The 19,879-nt window shown below is 73.8% G+C and carries 11 protein-coding genes; 8 read left to right on the top strand and 3 right to left on the bottom strand.

The window, feature by feature from the left end:
- Positions 1-172: 172 nt before the first annotated feature.
- Positions 173-1,807, bottom strand: coding sequence for a serine/threonine-protein kinase (locus OO62_RS17440; RefSeq protein ID WP_033268366.1), 1,635 nt, complete (start codon positions 1,805-1,807; stop codon positions 173-175).
- A gap of 531 nt (positions 1,808-2,338) precedes the next feature.
- On the opposite strand from OO62_RS17440, the gene OO62_RS17435 reads away from it, so the two are divergent.
- The 5 genes from OO62_RS17435 (at position 2,339) to OO62_RS17415 (ending at position 11,910) form a co-directional block, all read left to right on the top strand.
- Complete coding sequence (locus tag OO62_RS17435; protein ID WP_033268365.1) at positions 2,339-5,956, top strand: FtsK/SpoIIIE domain-containing protein; 3,618 nt, start codon at positions 2,339-2,341, stop codon at positions 5,954-5,956.
- Between the two features lie 921 nt (positions 5,957-6,877).
- Positions 6,878-8,266 carry an ABC transporter substrate-binding protein gene (locus OO62_RS17430; RefSeq protein WP_051733340.1) on the top strand — a complete coding sequence of 463 codons (1,389 nt, stop codon included), beginning with the start codon at positions 6,878-6,880 and terminating at the stop codon, positions 8,264-8,266.
- Between the two features lie 45 nt (positions 8,267-8,311).
- On the top strand, positions 8,312-9,703 hold the full coding sequence (locus tag OO62_RS17425; protein ID WP_164993287.1) for a carbohydrate ABC transporter permease: 1,392 nt from the start codon (positions 8,312-8,314) through the stop codon (positions 9,701-9,703).
- Positions 9,700-10,608 carry a carbohydrate ABC transporter permease gene (locus OO62_RS17420; RefSeq protein WP_033268363.1) on the top strand — a complete coding sequence of 303 codons (909 nt, stop codon included), beginning with the start codon at positions 9,700-9,702 and terminating at the stop codon, positions 10,606-10,608. Before OO62_RS17425 ends, OO62_RS17420 begins: the two co-directional genes overlap by 4 nt.
- Positions 10,609-10,950: 342 nt before the next feature.
- The gene (locus OO62_RS17415; RefSeq protein WP_033268362.1) at positions 10,951-11,910 is read left to right on the top strand and encodes a class I SAM-dependent methyltransferase; all 960 of its coding nucleotides are present in this window, start codon (positions 10,951-10,953) and stop codon (positions 11,908-11,910) included.
- A gap of 75 nt (positions 11,911-11,985) precedes the next feature.
- Here OO62_RS17415 and OO62_RS17410 read toward each other — a convergent pair whose 3' ends face one another.
- The gene (locus tag OO62_RS17410) at positions 11,986-12,672 is read right to left on the bottom strand and encodes a class I SAM-dependent methyltransferase (protein ID WP_033268361.1); all 687 of its coding nucleotides are present in this window, start codon (positions 12,670-12,672) and stop codon (positions 11,986-11,988) included.
- 247 nt (positions 12,673-12,919) lie between these two features.
- Here OO62_RS17410 and OO62_RS41345 point away from each other — a divergent pair, with 247 nt between their 5' ends.
- The 3 genes from OO62_RS41345 (at position 12,920) to galE (ending at position 19,469) form a co-directional block, all read left to right on the top strand.
- Positions 12,920-16,480: a bifunctional glycosyltransferase/CDP-glycerol:glycerophosphate glycerophosphotransferase gene (locus OO62_RS41345; protein WP_033268360.1), complete on the top strand. Its 3,561-nt coding sequence runs from the start codon at positions 12,920-12,922 to the stop codon at positions 16,478-16,480.
- Positions 16,481-16,769: 289 nt separating this feature from the next.
- On the top strand, positions 16,770-18,446 hold the full coding sequence (locus OO62_RS17400; protein WP_078617213.1) for a glycosyltransferase family 2 protein: 1,677 nt from the start codon (positions 16,770-16,772) through the stop codon (positions 18,444-18,446).
- A gap of 45 nt (positions 18,447-18,491) precedes the next feature.
- The gene (galE, locus tag OO62_RS17395; RefSeq protein WP_033268359.1) at positions 18,492-19,469 is read left to right on the top strand and encodes a UDP-glucose 4-epimerase GalE; all 978 of its coding nucleotides are present in this window, start codon (positions 18,492-18,494) and stop codon (positions 19,467-19,469) included.
- 135 nt (positions 19,470-19,604) lie between these two features.
- On the opposite strand, the gene OO62_RS17390 is transcribed toward galE, so the two are convergent.
- On the bottom strand, positions 19,605-19,877 hold the full coding sequence (locus OO62_RS17390; RefSeq protein ID WP_033268461.1) for a DUF1876 domain-containing protein: 273 nt from the start codon (positions 19,875-19,877) through the stop codon (positions 19,605-19,607).
- Positions 19,878-19,879: the final 2 nt, after the last annotated feature.

Below are 19,879 nucleotides of genomic sequence, written 5' to 3'. Positions count from 1 at the left end.
GCGTCCTGCGGGGGCTGAGGTTGGCGTCAAAGCTACGCGGATGCCAGGGGGTTCAGTGCCCAGGACGGCGGCAACCTTCACTTCTGCGGGCGAATTTCCCACCGGAAGCCGGCCAGAAGTCGACAAATCTACGAAGCCGCCCCGGGACCATCGGTCTCCGGGGCGGCTTCGCTCAGGCGCTGAGCTTGTTCACGAAGTGTTCCACCTGGTGGTACACGTGTCCGATCTGCGAGAAGAAGCTGCGGGTCGTACCGATCCACTCCTGCAGCGGGGTCAGCTCCCAGATCAGCCAGGCCGCCACGAACAGCAGTATCAGCGTGACCAGGCAGCCCTTGAGGCAGCCCAGCCCCGGGATCCGCATCGGGTTGGCGCTGCGCGGACGCGGCTCACGCCGGGGACGCGGCTCCGGAGCGGGCGGCCGCTGCGGCTCGTAACGCTGCGGCGGCGGCTCCGGACGGCGCTGCGGCGCCTGCGGCTGCTGCGCGTACGGCGCCGGAGCGGGCTGCCCGTAGGGAGCCTGCTGCGGATGCGGCTGCTGCTGGGCCGGACGGCGCTGCGGACGGCGCCGCAGCGGGTCCTGACCGGGGTCCAGGTACTGCACCTGGGTCTGGTCGTTGCGGTCCCGCGCGGCCCGCATCTGGGACTCCCACGGATGGGGCCCCTCCGGCTCCTGCAGGCCGGCCGACGGCGCGCCCATCGGCATCGGCGGCATCGCGCGGGTCGGGTCGGCGTCCCGCCCGCCGGGGCCGCCGGTGGACGGCAGCACACTCGTCGCCGCCGCCGGGTCGTAGCCGCCGGCACCGGGCCCGGACGGCAGCACCTGGGTCGGATCCGCATCGCCGCCGGCCCCCTGGGCGCCGCCGACGCCCGTACCGGGGACGGTCGCCGGCGCCGGGTCCGGGGCGAGCAGCGCGGCGACGCCGAGCGCCGCCTCCGCCGCGGCCGGCGTGGCGTGCACCCCGACGCCCGCCGCGACCGTGCGCAGCGCCCGGGCGAGGTTCTCGGCGCTCGGCCGCTCCTCGGGACGCTTGCGCAGACAGCGCTCGATCACCGTCCACAGCGGCTCGGGAAGCGTGCTGGGCCGGCGCGGCTCCTCGCTCAGATGCCGGTGCAGCACCTCCAGGGCCGTCGACCCGGCGAACGGCGGACGGCCGGTGACCAGCTCGTACAGCAGGATGCCGGCGCCGTAGATGTCCACCGCGGAGGTCTGCGGGCGGCCCTCGGCGGACTCCGGCGCCACATAGGCGGGAGTGCCCACGAACTCGTGGGTGCGGGTCAGGCCCGGGGAGTCGGCGAGCCGCGCGATGCCGAAGTCGGTCAGCATCGGGTGCATCTCGCCGTCGCCGTCCGACCCGGCGAGCAGCACGTTGGCGGGCTTGAGGTCGCGGTGCACCACCCCGTCGGCGTGGCTCGCGGCCAGCGCGTCGGCGATCTGGGCGGTCAGCAGGGCCGCGGCCACCGGGCTGAACGGGCCGTTGTCCCGCAGATAGCGGTGCAGGTCCGGGCCGTCGACCAGGTCCATGACCAGCGCGAGCAGATCACCCTCGACGACCAGGTCCCGGGTGCGCACGATGTTGGGGTGGGTGAGCCGCAGCAGGACGGAGCGCTCCCGCAGGAAGCGCATCACCACGTCCGCGTCGTGCGCCAGCTCCTCCTTGAGGACCTTGATCGCGACCGTCTCACCGGGCTCCCCGGCCACGGCGGCCTCGGCCCCTGCCGTCTCCCGCTGGCGGGCACGCCAGACGGTGCCCGTGGCGCCGCGTCCCAGCGGCTCCTCGAGCAGGTACTTGCTGCCTACCGGCCGCACGTCATGCGCTCCCTGGTCGATGGATCTCTTCCCCGGGCCACTGGGTTCAGCTGCGCCAGCTCCGCGCGGCCGGTCCGACCCAAGGTCATCTCCGCGCGGCCCGTCCGATCCACTGTAGTGCCGTCGCACAAGCTTTTCGGTCCGGCGAACCGGCCCGGACTTGTGGGGAAGACGCGCGTTCCGGACAGATGGTTGCCCCTCCGTGCCGGTCGCCTCCGGCGCACACGCGGGGCGGACGCGCCATACGGCCGCGGACGCTTCCGAGCTGACCACGACGGTCCGAATCCGGCCGGGCACCGCGCGCAAGCAGGCACTTTTTCGCCCGTACAAGACCAATCAAGATCACTGATGGACGGTCGGCGGGCGTGTTGTCAGTGGCAGGTGCGAGGATGCACCCAGCACGAAGCGGTGGGGGCGCGCGGTCTGTGTCGCAACGTGCACAAGGGACTTGTACGTGCCGACGTGCCCGGGTTGGCGGGGGGAGTGAGCGGACCCCTGCCGGATCCCCGGCAGAAGGGACCGTTGACGGCGATGCAGATCCGGCTGACCGTCCTCGGGCCGCGCAGCGGCCACACCACACGGGCCTGCGACGTGCTCGTGACGGCCCCCGCCGGGACCGCCCTGGCCGCGGTGGCCGGCTCGCTCGCCGCCTCCGTGGCGGGCTCCGGCGCGGACGTCGGCGGCGCGGGCGGCAGCGGACCGGTCGTCCTCTACGCCGGCACCGAGCGGCTCGACCCCCAGCGCGCCGCCCTCGGCGAACCCCCGCTCATCGACGGCGCGGTCCTCACCCTCCAGGGCCCCGGCCCGGCCCCCGCCCACGGCCTCCCGCACGGCACCGCCCGCCTGCGCGTCGTCTCCGGCCCCGACGCCGGCGGCGTCCACCTGCTGCACGGCGGCCAGATCCGCATCGGCCGCTCCGCCGACGCCGACGTCCCCCTCGACGACCCCGACGTCTCCCGGCTGCACTGCGCCGTCACCGTCGAACCGGACGGCGCCGTGTACGTCGCGGACCTGCGCTCCACCAACGGCACCGCCGTCGACGGCACCGGCCTCGACGAACAGCCCGCACCCCTCCGGCCCGGCGCCCTGCTGCGCATCGGCGAATCCACCCTCCGCGTCCAGTCCGCCCCCGGCTCCCCGGACCCGGCCCTGCAGACCGCCCCCGACGGCGAGGGCCACCTGCGGATCACCCCGGGCCCCGACGGCACCTACGCCCCGTCCGGCCCCGCCGCGTACCCGCCGGACCCCCGGGACCCCGCCGCGGCCTCCCCCGTACCGGCCCCCCGTACGCCCCCGCGGCCCGGCGCCACAGCCCGACGGGACACCCCCCTGCGCGGCACGCCGACCCAGGGCACCGAAGGGCAACGGGAGATCGAGCGGCCCGCCGGGGCGCCGCCCTCCGACGCCGGCCGCCCCTCGTGGTCCCCGGCACCGGCCGAGGCCGGCCGGCCCGCGTGGTCGCAGCCACCCTCCGCCGACCACGGCTACGCCTCCCCACACACCCCCGCCCCGTACCCGGACGCCGCCACCTCCCACGGCTACGGGCACGGCCCCGGCCACGGCGCCGGCGTCCGCGAGGAACTCACCCACGACGCCCCGGCAGGCGCGACGGACCGCACCCACGGCGGCGGGCAGCCGCTGGCCCCGGCCGACGGGCCACACGCGGCACCCGCCGACGAAGCACCCCGCAGGGGTGGCCGGCGCGGCGGCCTCGGCGCCTGGGCACGGCGGCTGGCCGGCGGCCGGCCCGCCACGGACCACCCGGACGGCCCCCTCACCGACCCCTACGAACCGGCCGGCGGCCACCCCTCCCCCCACCCCGGCGCCCCCGGCGGCCCGGAGGCGGTCACCGCCCCCTACGGGACCGCCGACCACGAACGCTGGCCGGACGCCGCCACGGTCCTGCTCACCGCCCTGGGCCCCGGCACCCGCCTGTGGGAACGCGGCCCCGACCACCCCGACGCACTGACCGTCCGGCTGGGCACCGCGAGCCGCAGCGGCGGCCGGGCCGCCGTCCCCGTCACCGTCGAGCTGCGCCGGGCCGGCTCCCTGGGCCTGGCGGGCCCGCGCGCCCGGCTCACCGGACTGGTCCGCTCCGCGGTCGCCCAGCTCGCCGCCCTGCACTCCCCCGGCACCCTCGACATCGTGCTGATCAGCACGGACCGGGCACGCAGCACCGAGGAGCGGATCGCGGACTGGTCCTGGCTCGGCTGGCTGCCGCACGTCCGCCCCGGCCACGGCCAGGACTGCCGCCTGCTCCTCGCCTACGACAAGGAACAGGCCACCGCCCGCGCCGCCGAACTCGTCCGGCGGCTCGACGACGGCCCGCTCGGCCCCGGCTGGCCCAGCGCCGAGCGCGCCGAGGTCTCCCTCGCCGCCGCCCGTCACCACGGCCCGTACACCCTGCTGATCGTCGACGGCGACCCCGGCTCGTCCGCGCTGCGTGAGACCACCGCCCGGCTCGCGTCGGGCGGCGCGGCGGCCGGCATCCACCTCCTGTGCCTGGCCGAAACGCCCGCCGCCTCCCCCGCCTTCCCGCTCGCCGCGACATACGAAGCGGCCCGCGCGGCCTCGCCCGCCTTCGGCGAGTGCGGTGCGGTCGCGGTCCTCAGCGGCGACGTCGCCACCGCGCTGCGCGTCGTCCAGCCCGGCTCCGGCCCCAACGGCACCGTCGGAACGGTCGACGCGGTCTCCGGCGCCTGGGCCGAACGCTTCGCACGGGCGCTCGCGCCGCTGCGCGAGGCCGAGCCGGCCGCCCCCGCCGGAGGCCGTACGGTGCAGCGCCCGGCCGTTCCCCTGCCCGACACCACCCGGCTGCTGGACGAACTGGGGCTGGCCCGCGCCACCCCGGCGTCCCTGATGGCACGCTGGGCCGCCGCACTGGACACCGACCGCCCCAGCGCCCCCGCGGTGCTCGGCGCGGGCCCGCACGGCCCGGTGCACGCCGACCTCGCCGCCGACGGCACCCATCTGCTCGTGGAAGGCGCGGCCGCCACCGGCAAGACCGAACTGCTGCGCTCCCTGGCGGCCTCCCTCGCCGCCGCGGACCGGCCCGACCTGTTGTCGCTGGTCCTGGTGGACGGCGGCGGCAGCGAACGCGGCGACGGCCTGCGGGTGTGCACGGACCTGCCGCACGTCACGACCTACCTCGCGGCCTCGGACCCGGTCCGCATGCGGGAGTTCGCCCAGGCCCTGTCCTCGGAACTGAAGCGCCGGACGGAGATACTGGCCGGCACCCCGTTCGCCGAATGGCGCGCCGAGCACCTGCCCGCGCCCCGCGTCATCGCCCCGCGCCGCTCCACCGAATCCGGCGCCCCCGACCTTGACCGCAACCTTGACCGCAACCGTGACCGTTATGGCACCGGCGACGGGGAGAGCAACGCTCACGACGGTGACGGACAGCAGGAACTAACTACTCTCCGTAATCGTTGCCGTAACAAGGAGGAGGAAGGCGGCACCCCGGCGGACCCCCCAACGACCGGCACACTGCGCCTACGCGCCCCCGCCGGCCCCCCGGGCCCCTCCGCCTCCCCCGGCCCCACCGGTCACTCCAGCTCCCCGGGCCCCACCGGGTCCGCCGGACGCCCCGGGCCCCCTGGCCACTCCGGAGCCCCCGGCCCTGACCCGGCCCTGCCCCTGCCCCGCCTGTTCGTCCTCGTCGACGACTTCGACGCGCTCGTCGCCCCCGCCCTGGGCAGCCCGGGCCGCCCCGCCGCCGGGTCCGTCGTGCGCGCGCTCGAAGCGGTGGCCCGGGAAGGCGCGGCCCTCGGCGTCCACCTGATAGCCGCGACCAGCCACCCGGACCGCACGGCCGACACCGCCACCAGCCAATTCGCGGAACTGCGCATCGAGTTGGGCGCGGCCGCCGACGCGCCCGAGCCGGCGCCGGCCGGCCGAGGCCGACTGCACCGCGCGGCGGACGGCTCCTCGACGCCGTTCCAGGCCGGGCGGGTGACCGGCCGCATACCCCGTACGTCCACGCTGCGCCCGACGGTCGTGCCGTTGGAGTGGCAGCGGATGGGCGACCCGCCGGCCCGCCGTCCGCTGCGCGAGCTGGGCAACGGCCCGACGGACCTCGCCCTGCTGGCCAGCGCGCTCCAGCGGGCAGCCCAGTCCTCGGGCGCGACCGCCCCGCCGCCGCTGGTGTGAGGTCGGGCTGCCTTGGTGGCCTGGGACCTGAGTTCCTGAGTTGCGGGGCTTGGGTGTAGCTGTGCGCTTGGGTGCAGCTGTGCGCTTGGGTGCAGCTGTGCGCTTGGGTGCAGCTGTGGGCTTGGGGGTAGTTGCGGGCTGGGGTGACTGTGGGCTGGGTGTCCGTGGCCTGGTCCGTGTGGGGTGGCCTGGTCCGTGTGGGGTGGCCTGGTCTGTGTGGGGTGGCCTGGTCTGTGTGGGGTGGGCTGGTCCGTGTGAAGCGGCCTGGTCTGGGTGGGGCTGAGTTGGCTGCTGTTGCGGTTGGGGTGGGCGGCCGGGCTGGGGTGGTGTTCGGGCGTGGCCGGCGGGGTGCGTCCGGGTGGGAGTCGGGGCGGGTGAGGTGCCCGGGGTGAGCTGGGGCCGGGGCCCGTTTGAGGCGGCGCGGGGGTGTGGGGCGTGCGGTGGGGGTGGGGTGGGGCGGTGGGGCCGTAACAGCCCGATCACAAAAGGTGAGTTGACGCCGGACGCGGTATTGCGGAGGCCGTGGGCAGGGCGTAGACCTGTCGCACACCCACACGCAGAGCACGATGCTTCACACGCACGCAAGGCGCGGTTCTTCATTCGCACGTGGAGCGCGGTTCTTGGGGCATCAGCCCACGGCCCGCAGCTCGCCGGCACCACCGCAAGCGGCACCCTCGCACCACCACGAGCACCACCACAAGCACCACCACAAGCAGCGACACCGCGTCGCCGGGCACCACCGCACCACCGAACGGCACCGAAGCACCACCGAGCGGCACCGCTACAGCGCACCACCCGGCGCGCCGCACATCGCACCACCAGCACCACCGCACCACCAGCACTACCGCACACCGGACAGGTCACCACGGCAGGGCACCGGTTTGTTGCCGGTGTGGCATGGAGCGACAGGGGGTTACGGGGATGCATAGAGGACTTGGGCGTACGGGGACGGCCGGGAGGGTGCTGGCGGGGGGTGCGGCGGTCGCCCTGGTGTTGGGGTTGGCCGGCTGCAGCGGAGGCAGCGGTGGCGGCGGTTCCGAGGGTGGCGGGAGTGGTGGGGGCAAGGGCGGCGGGTCGACTGCGCCCACCGTGCGGCTGCCGAAGCTTGATGGGCAGAAGTTGCAGGTCACTGCGGTGTGGACGGGGCCGGAGCGGGAGAACTTCGTCAAGGTGCTGGACGAGTTCGAGCGGCGGACCGGCGCCAAGGTCGACTTCGTGCCCAGCGGTGACGACATGGCCGGGTTCGTCGGGTCGAAGATCGCCGGTGGGGGTCCGCCGGATGTGGCGATGCTTCAGCAGGTGGGCGTGCTCAACGAGTTCGCCGCGAAGGGCTGGCTGAAGCCGCTGGGCCCGGACGCCAAGGCGCAGCTCGCGAAGAACTACTCCAAGGGCTGGCAGGACCTCGGCGCGCACAAGGGCACCGCGTACGGCGTGTACTTCAAGGCCAGCAACAAGTCGCTGGTCTGGTACAACACCCAGGCGTTCGGCAACGCGGGGGTGAAGGAGCCGAAGACCTGGCCGGAGTTCCTCAAGGCGGCGCAGACGATCTCCGAGTCGGGGGTCGAGCCGGTGTCGGTGGGGGGTGCGGACGGGTGGACGCTGACGGACTGGTTCGAGAACATCTATCTGTCGCAGGCCGGGCCGGAGAAGTACGACCGGCTGGCGCAGCACCGGATCAAGTGGACCGATGCCTCGGTGAAGCAGGCGCTGACCACGTTGGGTCAGCTGTTCGGCCGGAAGGATCTGCTCGCGGGCGGTAACGCGGGGGCCCTGCAGACGGATTTCCCGACGTCGGTGACGCAGACGTTCAGCGGTGGGGACGCGCCGAAGGCGGCGATGGTGTCGTCGGCGGATTTCGCGGCGGCCAACATCGCGCAGACGAAGGCGAAGGTCGGTACGGACGCGAAGGTGTTCCCGTTCCCGGCGGTGGGGGCGAAGTCGCCGGTGGTGACGGGTGGGGACGTGGCGGTGGCGCTGAAGGACAACAAGGCGGCGCAGGCGTTGCTGACGTTTCTGGCGTCGACGGACGCGGCGAAGATCTGGGCGCAGGCGGGGGGTTTTGTCTCGCCGAACAAGGCGCTGGATCAGGCGGCGTATGCCGATGGGGTGATGCGTGAGATCGCGAAGGCGTTGATCGCGGCGGGTGACGATTTCCGGTTCGACATGTCGGACCAGGCGCCGGCGTCCTTCGGCGGCAAGCCGGGGCAGGGCGAGTGGAAGGACCTGCAGGATTTCTTGAAGAGTCCCAAGGACATCGCGGGGACGCAGGCGCGGCTGGAGAAGGACGCCGCGAAGTCGTTCGGGCGCTGAGCGTCCGCCGCCGACCGTCTCGACCGGGACCGGGGGATCGTCACGATGAGCGACGCGATGCGCGACGCAGGGGTCAGCAAGGACGCAGGGGTCAGCACGGTGAGCCGCCCGGGTGGCCGGGACGGTGACGGGCGGCGCGGTGGGCGGCGGCGGGTGACGGGGACCCGGCGGTGGGTGGCGGTGGTGTTTTTGCTGCCGGCGCTGGTGTTGCTGGGGGCGCTGGTGGTGTATCCCATCGTGTTCTCGGTCTACCGGAGTCTGTTCGACGCGTCGGGCAGCGGTTTCGTGGGGCTGGGTAATTACGGGGAGATGTTCTCTGACGAGGGCATTCGTACCGCTTTGCGGAACAACGTGGTGTGGGTGGTGGTGGCGCCGACGGTGTCGACGGCGCTGGGGCTGGTGTTCGCGGTGCTGACGGAGCGGATCCGTTGGGGGACCGCGTTCAAGCTGGTGGTCTTCATGCCGATGGCGATCTCGATGCTGGCGGCGGGGATCATCTTCCGGCTGGTGTACGACCAGGCGCCGGAGCGCGGGGTGGCGAACGCGGTGTGGGTGTCGGTGCATGACACGTTCAGTGATCCGGCGCCGTTTCCGGGGGCGAAGCCGCGGCCTCGTTCGGCGTTGCGGCCGTCGGGTGGTGGCGGGTTCACCACGGAGTCGGTGGTGCGGGCCGGTGCGCGGGTGGATCTGCCGTTGGTGGCGGTGCGGCAGGACGATCTGCGGGGGGCGCGGCCGGCGGTGGCGGCGGTGCGGCGGCCGGGGGTGGTGTCGGGCTCGGTGTGGCTGGACTTCACGCGGGGTGGTGGCGGCCGGCCGGGGGTGATCGACGGGAACGAGAAGGCGCTGGCGGGGCTGCGGGTGGAGGCGGTCCGGGGCGGGGCGGTGGTGGCGTCGGCGACGACGGCGGCGGACGGGACGTTCGTGCTGCCGGCCGGGGCGGCGGACGGTGCCCGGCTGCGGTTGCCGGGGGCGAATTTCGCGGCGGCGTACCACGGGGTGGAGTGGCTGGGTCCGGCGTTGGTGACGCCGGCCATCATCGGGTCGTATGTGTGGATGTGGGCGGGTTTCGCGATGGTGTTGATCGCGGCGGGCCTGGCGGGGGTGCCGCGGGAGTTGTTGGAGGCGGCGCGGGTGGACGGGGCGGGTGAGTGGCAGGTGTTCCGTCGGATCACGGTGCCGTTGCTGGCGCCGGTTCTGGTGGTGGTGCTGGTCACGTTGATGATCAATGTGCTGAAGATCTTCGATCTGGTGTACATCATCGCGCCGGGGTCGAGCCTCAGGTCGGCGAATGTGCTGGCGCTGCAGTTGTTCCAGTCGTCGTTCGGGACGGATGTGGACGAGGGGCTGGGCAGTGCGATCGCTGTGTTCCTGCTGTTGCTGGTGCTGCCGGTGATGTACGTGAATCTCCGGCGCCTGCGGAAGGAGCCTCGCCGATGACGTCCGTGGGGGGTGTGGTGGCGGGCCGGCGCGGCGGGGGCGCGGTGCGGGCGGGGCGGTCGATCGCGGGGCGTCTGGCGGCGCGGACCGGTGGCGGCGCGGTGCGGGTGTTCCTGGTGCTGGTGGCGCTGTTCTGGTTGATGCCTTCGGTGGGGCTGTTGCTGTCGTCGTTGCGCAGTCCGCAGCAGATCGCGGAGTCCGGCTGGTGGGAGGTGTTCACGAAGCCGGCGGAGATCACGTTCGACAACTACGGCCAGTTGCTGTCGAACGGGAAGGTGATGGGGTCGCTGCTGACCACGGCGGAGATCACGGTGCCGGCGACGGTGCTGGTGGTGGTCATCGGTTCGCTGGCGGGTTATGCCTTCGCGTGGATGGATTTTCCGGGCCGGGACGGCTGGTTCATGGTCGTCGTGGGGTTGCTGGTGGTGCCGGTGCAGGTGGCGCTGATCCCGGTGGCGAAGTTGTTCGGTGCGGTGGGGCTGTTCGAGACGACGGCCGGGGTGGTCCTGTTCCATACGGCGTTCGGGCTGCCGTTCGCGGTGTTCCTGCTGCGGAACTTCTTCGCGGAGATCCCGCGGGAGCTGCTGGAGGCGGCCCGGCTGGACGGGGCGGGTGAGCTGCGGCTTTTCACCCGGGTGGTGATGCCGCTGGGGGGTCCGGCGATCGCTTCGCTGGGGATCTTCCAGTTCCTGTGGGTGTGGAACGACATGCTGGTCGCGTTGATCTTCGCGGACAGCGGCAGTCCGCCGATCACGGTGGCGCTGCAGCAGGAGGTGCGGCAGTTCGGCAACAACATCGATGTGCTGGCGCCGGGGGCGTTCGTGTCGATGGTGGTGCCGTTGATCGTGTTCTTCGCGTTCCAGCGGCAGTTCGTGTCGGGTGTGATGGCGGGCGCGGTGAAGTGAGGCGGGGCGGTCCGGCGGCGGGCGCCCCCGGGCGGCGGGGCGGGCCCCCGGCGGTCCGTCCGTTGTTATCTCCCGTTCATGTCCGTCCCCCTACGATGTCGGTCACTGCCGTGAAACGCATGGTGCGGCGGCGCCTCGTCGGGGAGACTGACGGGCGGGGCTCGCACGTTTGCGTGACGAGCGAGGGCGCCCTGGTCCCGGTGCGGGCCGCGCCCTGCGCCACGGTGTGTGCCGGGCGCCGTCCATAACTGCACAGGTTCTCCGTATCCCCTCACCCTCTTTTTTGCCTCTCCTACAGCGCACATGGCCCTACGTTCCCGACCGTCTGGAGACGGACCGCACATGACTGCCCCCATCGCAGACCAGAGTGCCGAACAACTCCCGCGCCCCACCCGGCTGTCCGACGTCAAAGGCTGGTTCTTCACCGCCGATCAGCTGCTGTTCGACTGGTTCCTGGCGTATCAGCAGGACCGTTCCGAGCGGGGTGATCTGCTGGAACTGGGCGCGTACATGGGCAAGAGCGCGATCTTCCTGGGTGCCCGGCTGCGGGACGGTGAGCGCTTCACGGTCTGCGACCTCTTCGACTCCCCCGCCGAGGACGCCTCGAACTCCAAGGAGATGAAGAAGTCCTACGCGACGCTGACCCGCCGCGCCTTCGAGGCGAACTACCTTGCGTTCCATGACGAGTTGCCGACGATCGTGCAGGGGCTGAGTTCGGTCGTCAGCGATCATGTCGAGGCGGGGTCGGTGCGGTTCGCCCACATCGACGCCTCGCATCTGTACGAGCACGTGCACGGCGACATCCTCGCGGTGCGTGAGCTGCTCTCCGGCAGCGGCGTGGTGGTGCTGGACGACTACCGCGCGGAGCACTGTCCGGGGGTGGCCGCGGCCACGTGGCAGGCGGTGTCGAACGAGGGACTGCGCCCCATCTGCATCACGGGCACCAAGTTCTACGGGACCTGGGGTGATCCCGAGCCGCTGCAGAAGGCGCTGGTGGAGTGGATCAAGGGCCGGGGCGACATCTGGCACGAGGTGCAGTACGTCAATGACGCGCCGCTGGTGCGGCTGAGCGCCAAGGGTGCCAAGGAGCCGGCGCAGCCGGTGTCCCGGTACAAGGCGGCGCCGGCCGCGCGGGTGGTGCCGGGGCCGGCGGCGCGGGAGCCGCGGGCGTCGGCGGCCCGCCCGGTGTCCCGGCCGCCGGTGCCGACGCGCGGCACGGTGCGGAAGGTGGCGCTGGACGTGCTGCCGCCGATCGTCACGCGGGCGATCGTGCGGGCCCGTCGGCGGGCGCGTACGCGCTGAGGACGGTGGGCGCGGGCCGGGACGGGGTGGCCGTCCCGGCCCGCGGTGTGTCCGGGGCCGGGCGGGCCGGTGCGGTCAGGCCGGTACCTGGGCGATCAGGACGAACGCGTTGGCGCGGAGCAGCAGTCCGGCGGGCCGGGGCAGCGGGTGGGAGTAGGTGCGCCGGACGATCAGGCCGGCGGATTCGGCGAAGGCGCGGAGCAGGGGGAAGTCGGTGAAGCGGACGGGGTCGGGGCCGGCGCGGTGGCCGGCTTCCTGCGGGGTGATCAGTACGGCGGCGCCGCCGGGCCGTACGTAGGGGAGGTAGGCGCGCAGCAGGCTTTCGGCCTGTTCGTCGTCGAGGTGTTCCAGGACGTGGGCGGAGAGCAGGGCGTCGAAGGCGCCGGGCCGGGCGTGCGGGCCGGCGAGGAAGGCGGCGGGGGTGCAGGCGGTCAGGCCGCGGGTGCGGCAGCGGGCGACGGCCTGCGGGTCGTGGTCGATGCCGACGCTGCCGGGGGCGCAGCCGGCGAGGGTGTCGCCGTCGCCGCAGCCGATCTCCAGGACGCGTCCGGCGCCGATCCGCCGGAGTTGGCGGCGGTAGGGGGTGCGGGTGGGCAGCAGGCGGGTGAGGCAGCTGTGGGGCTGCTCGGCGGGCAGGCGTGCGGTGGAGGCGGCCGGTGCGGTGCCCGTGGTGTCGGTGGGGTGGACGGGGCGGGGGTCGCTGCCGGGTGGCTGGGCGTCGGAGCTGTCGGTGGTGGCGGAGCTGTCGGTTCGGCCGGGCATCGGGACGCGGTCACCTTCCCTGGGACGCGGCGCGGGGGCGCCTTGACGCGGTGTCTCGGGTCTACGGCATCGGACGCGGCCGGTGGTCACGGCGCGCCGAGCGCTCACCACGGGGCGTGATCTGCCGGGCGGGTGCGCGTGCGGGGGTCTCTCACCCTTTCAGCGCAGATCCGGTGACCGTGGTGGCGGTGGCGAGTTGAAGGGACCGGTCTTGTGCATCGCCAGTCCGGAAAGGCTTGGTCCGCGTATGAAGCCTCGACTCACGGTCGTCGTCCCGGTCCATCGCAGCGAGGGGTCCGAGCGGAATGTGGAGGAGTGCCTGGAGTCGGTGGCGGCGCAGACGCTGGCCGAGCTGGATGTGGTGATGGTGGACACCGGGCCCGCGGAGCGGGGTGCGGTGCCGGGTACGCCGTCGGCGGTGGCCCGCCGGTTCGCGGAGCGGGATCCGCGGTTCCGGATCGTGCACCATCCGGGGGCGGGTGCGGCGCCGGGGTGCGGCGCGGTCCGCAACACCGGTGCCCGGCACGCCTTTCCGCACACCGACTACCTGGCGTTCCTGGACGCGGACGATGTGCTGCTGCCGCGGGCGTACGAGGATCTGGTGGGGCTGCTGGACGCGTCCGGTTCGGATCTGGCGACCGGCAACGTGTACCGGCTGGGGGCGGGCGGCCGCAGTCAGTCGGCGGAGCATCCGGTGGCGCACCGGACGGTGTTGCGGACGCACGTCACCGAGGATCTGACGCTGCTGCGGGATCATTTCGCCCGCAACAAGGTGTTCCGCCGGGCGTTCTGGGACCGTTGCGCATTCGCTTTCCCGGAGGGCGAGTTGTGCCATGACGAGGCGGTGACGCTGCCCGCGCACTTCCTCGCCAGGACGGTCGACGTCCTGCACGAGCACGTGTGTTACTGGCGTCTGCCGGAGGGCCCGGACCGGCACCGGCGTCCCGATGCGCGGGGGGTGCGGGACCGGTTCGCGGCGGTGGCGGGGGTGCGCCGGTTCCTCGCCGATCCGGCGCGGGTGCACTTGAACGCGTATGCGGCGGACTACGACCGGTGGCTGCTCACCGGTGGGCTGCTGGATCTGGTGGAGGGGCTGCCGGGGGCGGCGTCCGAGGCGCGGACGGCGTTCCTGGACTGTGCGCGGGGTTTCCTGTCGGACGTCGATCCGGGGTTGTTCCCGGGGCTTCCGGTGGAGCTGCGGATGCGCTGGTACCTGATCCGTGCGGGGCGGCCGGCGGATCTGCTGACGCTGCTGGGGCACGAGGCGCGCAATCCGGCCGGGTTCACGGTGGCGGGGCCGCCGCTGCGGAAGCGGGCGGTGCTGCCGCTGCGTCCGTCGCTGGAGCTGCCGCCGGGGGTGACGCGGCTGGAGCGGGCCGATTTCCCGGCGCGGGCGCGGGTGGTGGAGGCGGTGTGGCGGGACGGTGCGCTGCGCCTGCGCGGCTATGCGTATCTGCGCAATGTGGATGCCGCGCACCGGCACGGTTATCTGCGGACGGTGGTGCTGTCGTGCGGGCGGCGCCGGGTGCTGCTGCCGCTGCGGCCGGTGCTGATGCCGGAGGCGACCGCCGAGTCCGGTCAGGAGCTGCACTGCTACGACTGGTCGGGCTTCGAGGTGCGGGTGGATCCGGCCCGGTTGCGGCGGGGCGGCCGCTTCGAGGAGGGCGACTGGGCGGTGGGGGTGCTGCTCGCGTCGGGGGGTGTGGTGCGGGCGGCGGCCCTGGGCGCGCCGGAGACGGGGTCGGGTGCCGCGCCGTCGGCCCGGGACGTGGCGGACGAGGGCGCGGCGGGCCGGGTGCGGGTCACGCCGTGGTACGAGGAGGGGCGGCTGCGGCTGTCGGTGGCGCGCCGTACGCGGTGGCTGGTGGGGCATCGGGCGGCGGGCGGCGACGTGGAGGTGACGGTGGAGGCGCCGGGGCCGGCGCCGACGGCGCTGCGGCTGACGCACCGGGGGACGGGCACGGTGGTGTCGTTCCCGGTGGAGGTGGCGCCGCGGGACGGCGGCGAGGTGACGGTGCGGGTCCGTGCGGAGGCGGTGGCGGCGGCGCGTCCGCCGCGGGACGGGGCGCCGGCGGCGATTCCGGCGGCGCACACCGAGAGCTGGCTGGCGCAGCTGGTGCTCGCCGACGGCGGTACGGACGCGGTGGCCTGCGATCCGTGCGCGGCGCCGGTGGCGTATCCGCTGCCGCACGGCCGGGAGCTGGTCGTGGCGGCCACCCCGGGCGGGGATCTGGTGCTGCACGACCGTACGCCGCAGCCGTATCTGGACCGGGTGCTGTGGCGTGCGGACGGCACGCTGCTGGTGTCGGGGCGGCTGCCGGACGCCGCGCCGCACGCCTCCGAGCTGGTGCTGAAGGACGCCGCGCACGACGCGGAGCTGGTGTTCGCGACCCGGCACGAGGAGGGCCGGTTCCACGGGGTGCTGCCGCTGGGGGCGGTGCCGTCGCTGGCGGGGCCGGTGCCGCTGCGTGAGGGCCGGTGGACGCTGCACCTGCGGGAGCGGGGCGTGCCGGGTGCGGTGCCGGACGCGCCGGTGCGGATCGCGCCGTCGGTCCTGGACGGGCTGCCGGCGTCGCGTACGGTGCGCGGCAAGCCGCTGGCCCTGGACCGGCAGCGGTACGACGAGGCGCTGGTGATCGCGGGGCCGGCGGTGCCGGCGGGTGACCGGGGCCCGTACCGGCGGCGGGTGCTGCGCGAGCAGCACTATGCGCTGCACCGCTCCCGCCCGCTGCGGGACACCGTGCTGTACAGCAGTTTCGGTGGCCGGGCGTACGGGGATTCGCCGCGGGCGGTGCACGAGGAGCTGGTGCGCCGGGGGGCGGACGTGGAGCACCTGTGGGCGGTGCGTGACGCGCAGACCGCGGTGCCGGACACGGTGCGGGCGGTGGTGGTGGGCAGCGCCGAGTGGCACGGGGCGCTGGCGCACAGCCGCTGGGTGGTCACCAACACCCATCTGCCGCGGTGGTTCACCCGGCGTGGCGGGCAGCGCATCATCCAGACCTGGCACGGCACGCCGCTGAAGCGGATCGGCGCGGATCTGGCGGGCACGCTGTGCGCGGGCCTGGCGCACCTGGCGGCGCGGCCGCGGGTGAGCCGGCAGTGGAGCGTGCTGCTGTCGCCGAACGCGCACAGCACGCCGGTGCTGCGTTCGGCGCTGGGTTTTTCGGGGCGGCTGATGGAGACGGGGCTGCCGCGTACCGATGCGCTGTTCGCGGCGGACCGTGAGCTGCGGGCGGCGGCGGTGCGGGAGCGGCTGGGCATCGAGCCGGGCCGGAAGGTGGTGCTGTACGCGCCGACGCCGCGGGACGACCTGGCGTACGACACGGGGCAGCACCGGCTGCATCTGCCGCTGGATCTGCGGCTGGCGCGCGAGGAGCTGGGCGACGGGCACGTGCTGCTGGTGCGCGGTCATCCGCTGGTCGCCGACCGGTTGCCGGCGCATCATGCGCCGTTCGCGCTGGACGTGTCCGCCCACCCGGACGCCACCGAGCTGCTGCTGGCCGCGGATGTGCTGGTCACGGACTATTCGTCGCTGGCCGTGGACTTCGCGAACACCGGGCGTCCGCTGCTGTTCCTCACGCCGGATCTGCCGCACTACCGCGACACGTTGCGCGGTTTCACGCTGGACTTCGAGGCGCGGGTGCCGGGTCCGCTGCTGGCCACGACGGGTGAACTGATCGACGCGCTGGGCGATCTGGACGCCATCGCGGCGGCGTCGGCGGAGGCGTACGAGGACTTCCGGGAGACGTTCTGCCACCGGGACGACGGCGGTGCGGCGGGGCGGGTCGCGGACCTGATGGAGCGGTGATGCGGATGGGGCGGTGACCGGGCGGCCGGTCCGCGGCAAGGTCATGGCGCGCGGATCGGCATCGCACGCCACTCGCGTCGTTACAGCATGTGCGGGCGTCCTGCGGGGCCTTCGCACACCCGGAGCGCCCCGGGTCCCGCGAGGTAAGAAGACGGCAAGACGCGGGAAAAGCGGGGGGACGGGTGCAACCGTGCGGCGGGTTTCGCCCTCTGATCCATCGGTATGGGGTCAGGTCCGTACCCGCTCGCGCCAAGAGATGCTGTCGACACGAAATGTAGATTGAGTGACTGTGAAAGAAGCCCTAGAGCCGCTGCCAGGGCCCACCATCACGCCGTCAGCGCAGGTCAGCATCGTCGTCATCGCGTTCAACGATGCCGTCCACGTCTGCGATGCGGTGCGCTCGGCGCTCGCGCAGGAGCTGCCGGGGCAGCCGGCAGAAGCCGGGGAGCCGGGGCCCGGGGGGTCCGGTGTCGAGGTGATCGCGGTGAACGACGCGTCCACCGACGGCACCGGCGCCGCGCTGGACGCGCTGGCCCGCACCGAGCCGCGGCTGCGGGTCCTGCACCGCGACGAGAACAGCGGCGGCTGCGGGACGCCGCGCAACGACGGTCTGCGGGCGGCCACCGGGCGTTTCGTGATGTTCCTGGACAGCGACGACGTGCTGCCGGCGGGCGCGGTCCGGGCGCTGCTGGCGGCGGCGCTGGAGCACGACGTGCCGGTCGCGGCGGGTGCCTGTGTGCGCCGGGAGCTGCCGGCGCGGCGGGACGTGCCGTGGCAGCCGGCGCTGTACCGGGAGGCGGCGGTGCACGAGGCGGCCGGGTCCGGTGCCCAGCTGGTGCGGGACACCCTGTGCGTCAACAAGCTGTACGAGCGGGCGTTCCTGGACGGGCACGGCATCACCTTCCCCGAGGGCCGTTTCACGTACGAGGACTTCGTGTTCACGGCGCGGGTGCTGGCGGCCGCGCCGCGGATCGCGACGATTCCCGACAGCGTCTACATCTGGCACGTGCGCCGTTCCGCCGCCAAGCAGTCGATCTCGCTGGACCGCAAGGACGTCGCGAACTGGCGGGCGCGGATCGAGGCGCACCGCACCAGCGTGCAGATCTTCCGGGACGCCGGGCACAAGGTGATGGCGGAGGCGGCGGCCACCAAGTTCCTCGACCATGATCTGCGGATGTACGTCCGGGAGCTGCACACCCGCGGCGGCGACTACCGCGCCGAGTGGTGGCGGCTGACCCGGGAGTACCTGTCCGGTTTCGACGAGGCCGCGCTGCGGGCGGCCCGCGCGCCGGCCCGCTGGCTGGCCCGGGTCATCCTGGCGTCCCCCGCGCCCCGGGACCTGGACCGGCTCACGCAGCTGGCGGCGCGTCCCGGCCGGCTGCTGCCGCCGTACGCGGAGGCCGGGGGGCAGGCGGTGTGGTCGGCGGACCTTCCCGGGATCGAGCTGGAGGACCTGGGCAGCAAGCCGCTGCACCGGCTGCCGGTGACGATCGACGCGGAGCCGTCGGTGTCCGGCCGCGGGGTGCTGCGGCTGCGGGTGCACGATCTGTACGGGCGGCTGGCCGAGGCGGTGCCGGAGAGCATCGACGTGGAGCTGCGCCGCCGCCGCGACGACCGCCGCGGCCCGGTGCACACCGCGGCGCTCACCCCGGTGGGCAGCGGGCCGGGCGCCGGCTGGACCGCGGAGGTGGTGCTCGACATAGGGGCGCTGGCCGACGACGGCAGCTCGTCCGCCGAGCCCGAGCCGTGGGATCTGACGGCCCGGGTCAGCTGTGCCGACGGCGACGGGTTCCGGGCGGCGCTACGGGCCACCGGGCCGGGGCTGCGGCGGCGGGTGCTGCCCAGCCGGCGCCACGCGGTGCTGCTGGTCCAGCCGTACGCAACGACCGGCGGCGCGCTGTCGCTGCGGGTGGCGTCCGGTCTGCGCAGCGTCTGGCGGATAGCGGCCCGCCGGCTGGGCCGCTGACCCGCTGCCCCTTGACTGTCCGACCCCGAGCCTAGGATGGGCGCTATGTCTTACTTGATCACGGGTGGTGCCGGCTACATCGGCGCCCATGTCGTACGGGCCCTGCGGCAGGCCGGCGAGCAGGTCGTGGTGCTGGACGACCTGACGACGGGCGTGGCCGCCCGCCTCCCCGAGGACGTCCCGCTGGTCGTCGGCTCGACCCTGAACCGTGCGCTGCTCGACGAGACGATCGCCGCGCACGGCGTCACCGACGTGGTGCACCTGGCCGCGAAGAAGCAGGTCGGCGAGTCGGTGGAGATGCCGCTGCTGTACTACCGGGAGAACGTCCACGGCCTGCAGATCCTGCTGGAGGCGATGGCGGCGGGCGGTGTCGGCCGGCTGGTGTTCTCCTCGTCCGCGGCGGTCTACGGCATGCCGGACGTCGACCTGGTCACCGAGGACACCCCCTGCGTGCCGATCAATCCGTACGGTGAGACGAAGCTGGTCGGGGAGTGGATGGCCCGGGCGGCGGGCCGGGCGCACGGGATCTCCACGGCGTGCCTGCGGTACTTCAACGTGGCGGGCGCGGCCACCCCGGAACTCGCCGACACCGGTGTCTTCAACATCGTGCCGATGGTCTTCGAGAAGCTGACCGAGGGCGCCGCGCCGCGCATCTTCGGCGATGACTACGCCACCGCGGACGGCACCTGCATCCGCGACTACATCCACGTCGCGGATCTCGCGGAGGCGCATGTGGCGGCGGCCCGCAAGCTCGCCGAGCCGGGCCCGGTGCGGGATCTGACGCTCAACATCGGGCGCGGGGAGGGCGTCTCCGTACGGGAGTTGATCGACCTGATCACCGAGCTGACGGGCCATGAGGGCGTCACCGCGGAGGTCACCCCGCGGCGTCCGGGCGACCCGGCCCGGGTGGTCGCGGCCGCCGACCGCATCGGGTCCGAGCTGGGCTGGAAGGCCCGCCACGACGTCCGCGACATGATCACCTCGGCGTGGGCGGGCTGGCGCCACCACCACCCGCAGGGCTGACCCGGCGGGAAGGATATCCGGCAGTCGGGCGCGCGCGGTGTGGCGTCCCGGTGCGGAGTGCCGGTTCGTCGAGCACGGCCGGGCACCCTGCTCCGCGGGGGTCGGGCCCACGGCGGGGGTGCCCGGGTGTGCCGCTCAGGTCAGTGGGTACGACGTCCGGCCGGACGCCTCGTCGATCTCGTCGTGGGCCTTGGTCAGCAGCTTCATCGCCAGTTCGTTGAGCGCTCTGGCTCCCGCGATCTCCTCGCCGACCCGCGCCTGGTTGGAGTCGGCGGGGTGGCGGCTGGCGTAGCCGTGGGCCCGGACCTCACTCCCGTCGGCGAGCCTCACCATGGCGGCGGCACGCGTGCGGTGCGTGTCCTCCTCGAATTCCAGCTCCACATGCCATCCGACAGCGGTCTGCAACATCC

Source organism: Streptomyces lydicus, from assembly GCF_000717345.1.
Classification (GTDB): Bacteria; Actinomycetota; Actinomycetes; order Streptomycetales; family Streptomycetaceae; genus Streptomyces; species Streptomyces lydicus.
This window is presented reverse-complemented; position numbering and strand designations above follow the sequence as displayed.

Bases quoted from the DNA above. Each gene is read 5' to 3' on its own strand.
- galE (WP_033268359.1), top strand. From the start codon at position 18,492: ATGTCTTACTTGATCACGGGTGGTGCCGGCTACATCGGCGCCCATGTC.
- OO62_RS17415 (WP_033268362.1), top strand. From the start codon at position 10,951: ATGACTGCCCCCATCGCAGACCAGAGTGCCGAACAACTCCCGCGCCCC.
- OO62_RS17435 (WP_033268365.1), top strand. From the start codon at position 2,339: ATGCAGATCCGGCTGACCGTCCTCGGGCCGCGCAGCGGCCACACCACA.
- OO62_RS17420 (WP_033268363.1), top strand. From the start codon at position 9,700: ATGACGTCCGTGGGGGGTGTGGTGGCGGGCCGGCGCGGCGGGGGCGCG.
- OO62_RS17410 (WP_033268361.1), bottom strand. From the start codon at position 12,672: ATGCCCGGCCGAACCGACAGCTCCGCCACCACCGACAGCTCCGACGCC.
- OO62_RS17425 (WP_164993287.1), top strand. From the start codon at position 8,312: ATGAGCGACGCGATGCGCGACGCAGGGGTCAGCAAGGACGCAGGGGTC.
- OO62_RS17390 (WP_033268461.1), bottom strand. From the start codon at position 19,877: ATGTTGCAGACCGCTGTCGGATGGCATGTGGAGCTGGAATTCGAGGAG.
- OO62_RS17430 (WP_051733340.1), top strand. From the start codon at position 6,878: ATGCATAGAGGACTTGGGCGTACGGGGACGGCCGGGAGGGTGCTGGCG.
- OO62_RS41345 (WP_033268360.1), top strand. From the start codon at position 12,920: ATGAAGCCTCGACTCACGGTCGTCGTCCCGGTCCATCGCAGCGAGGGG.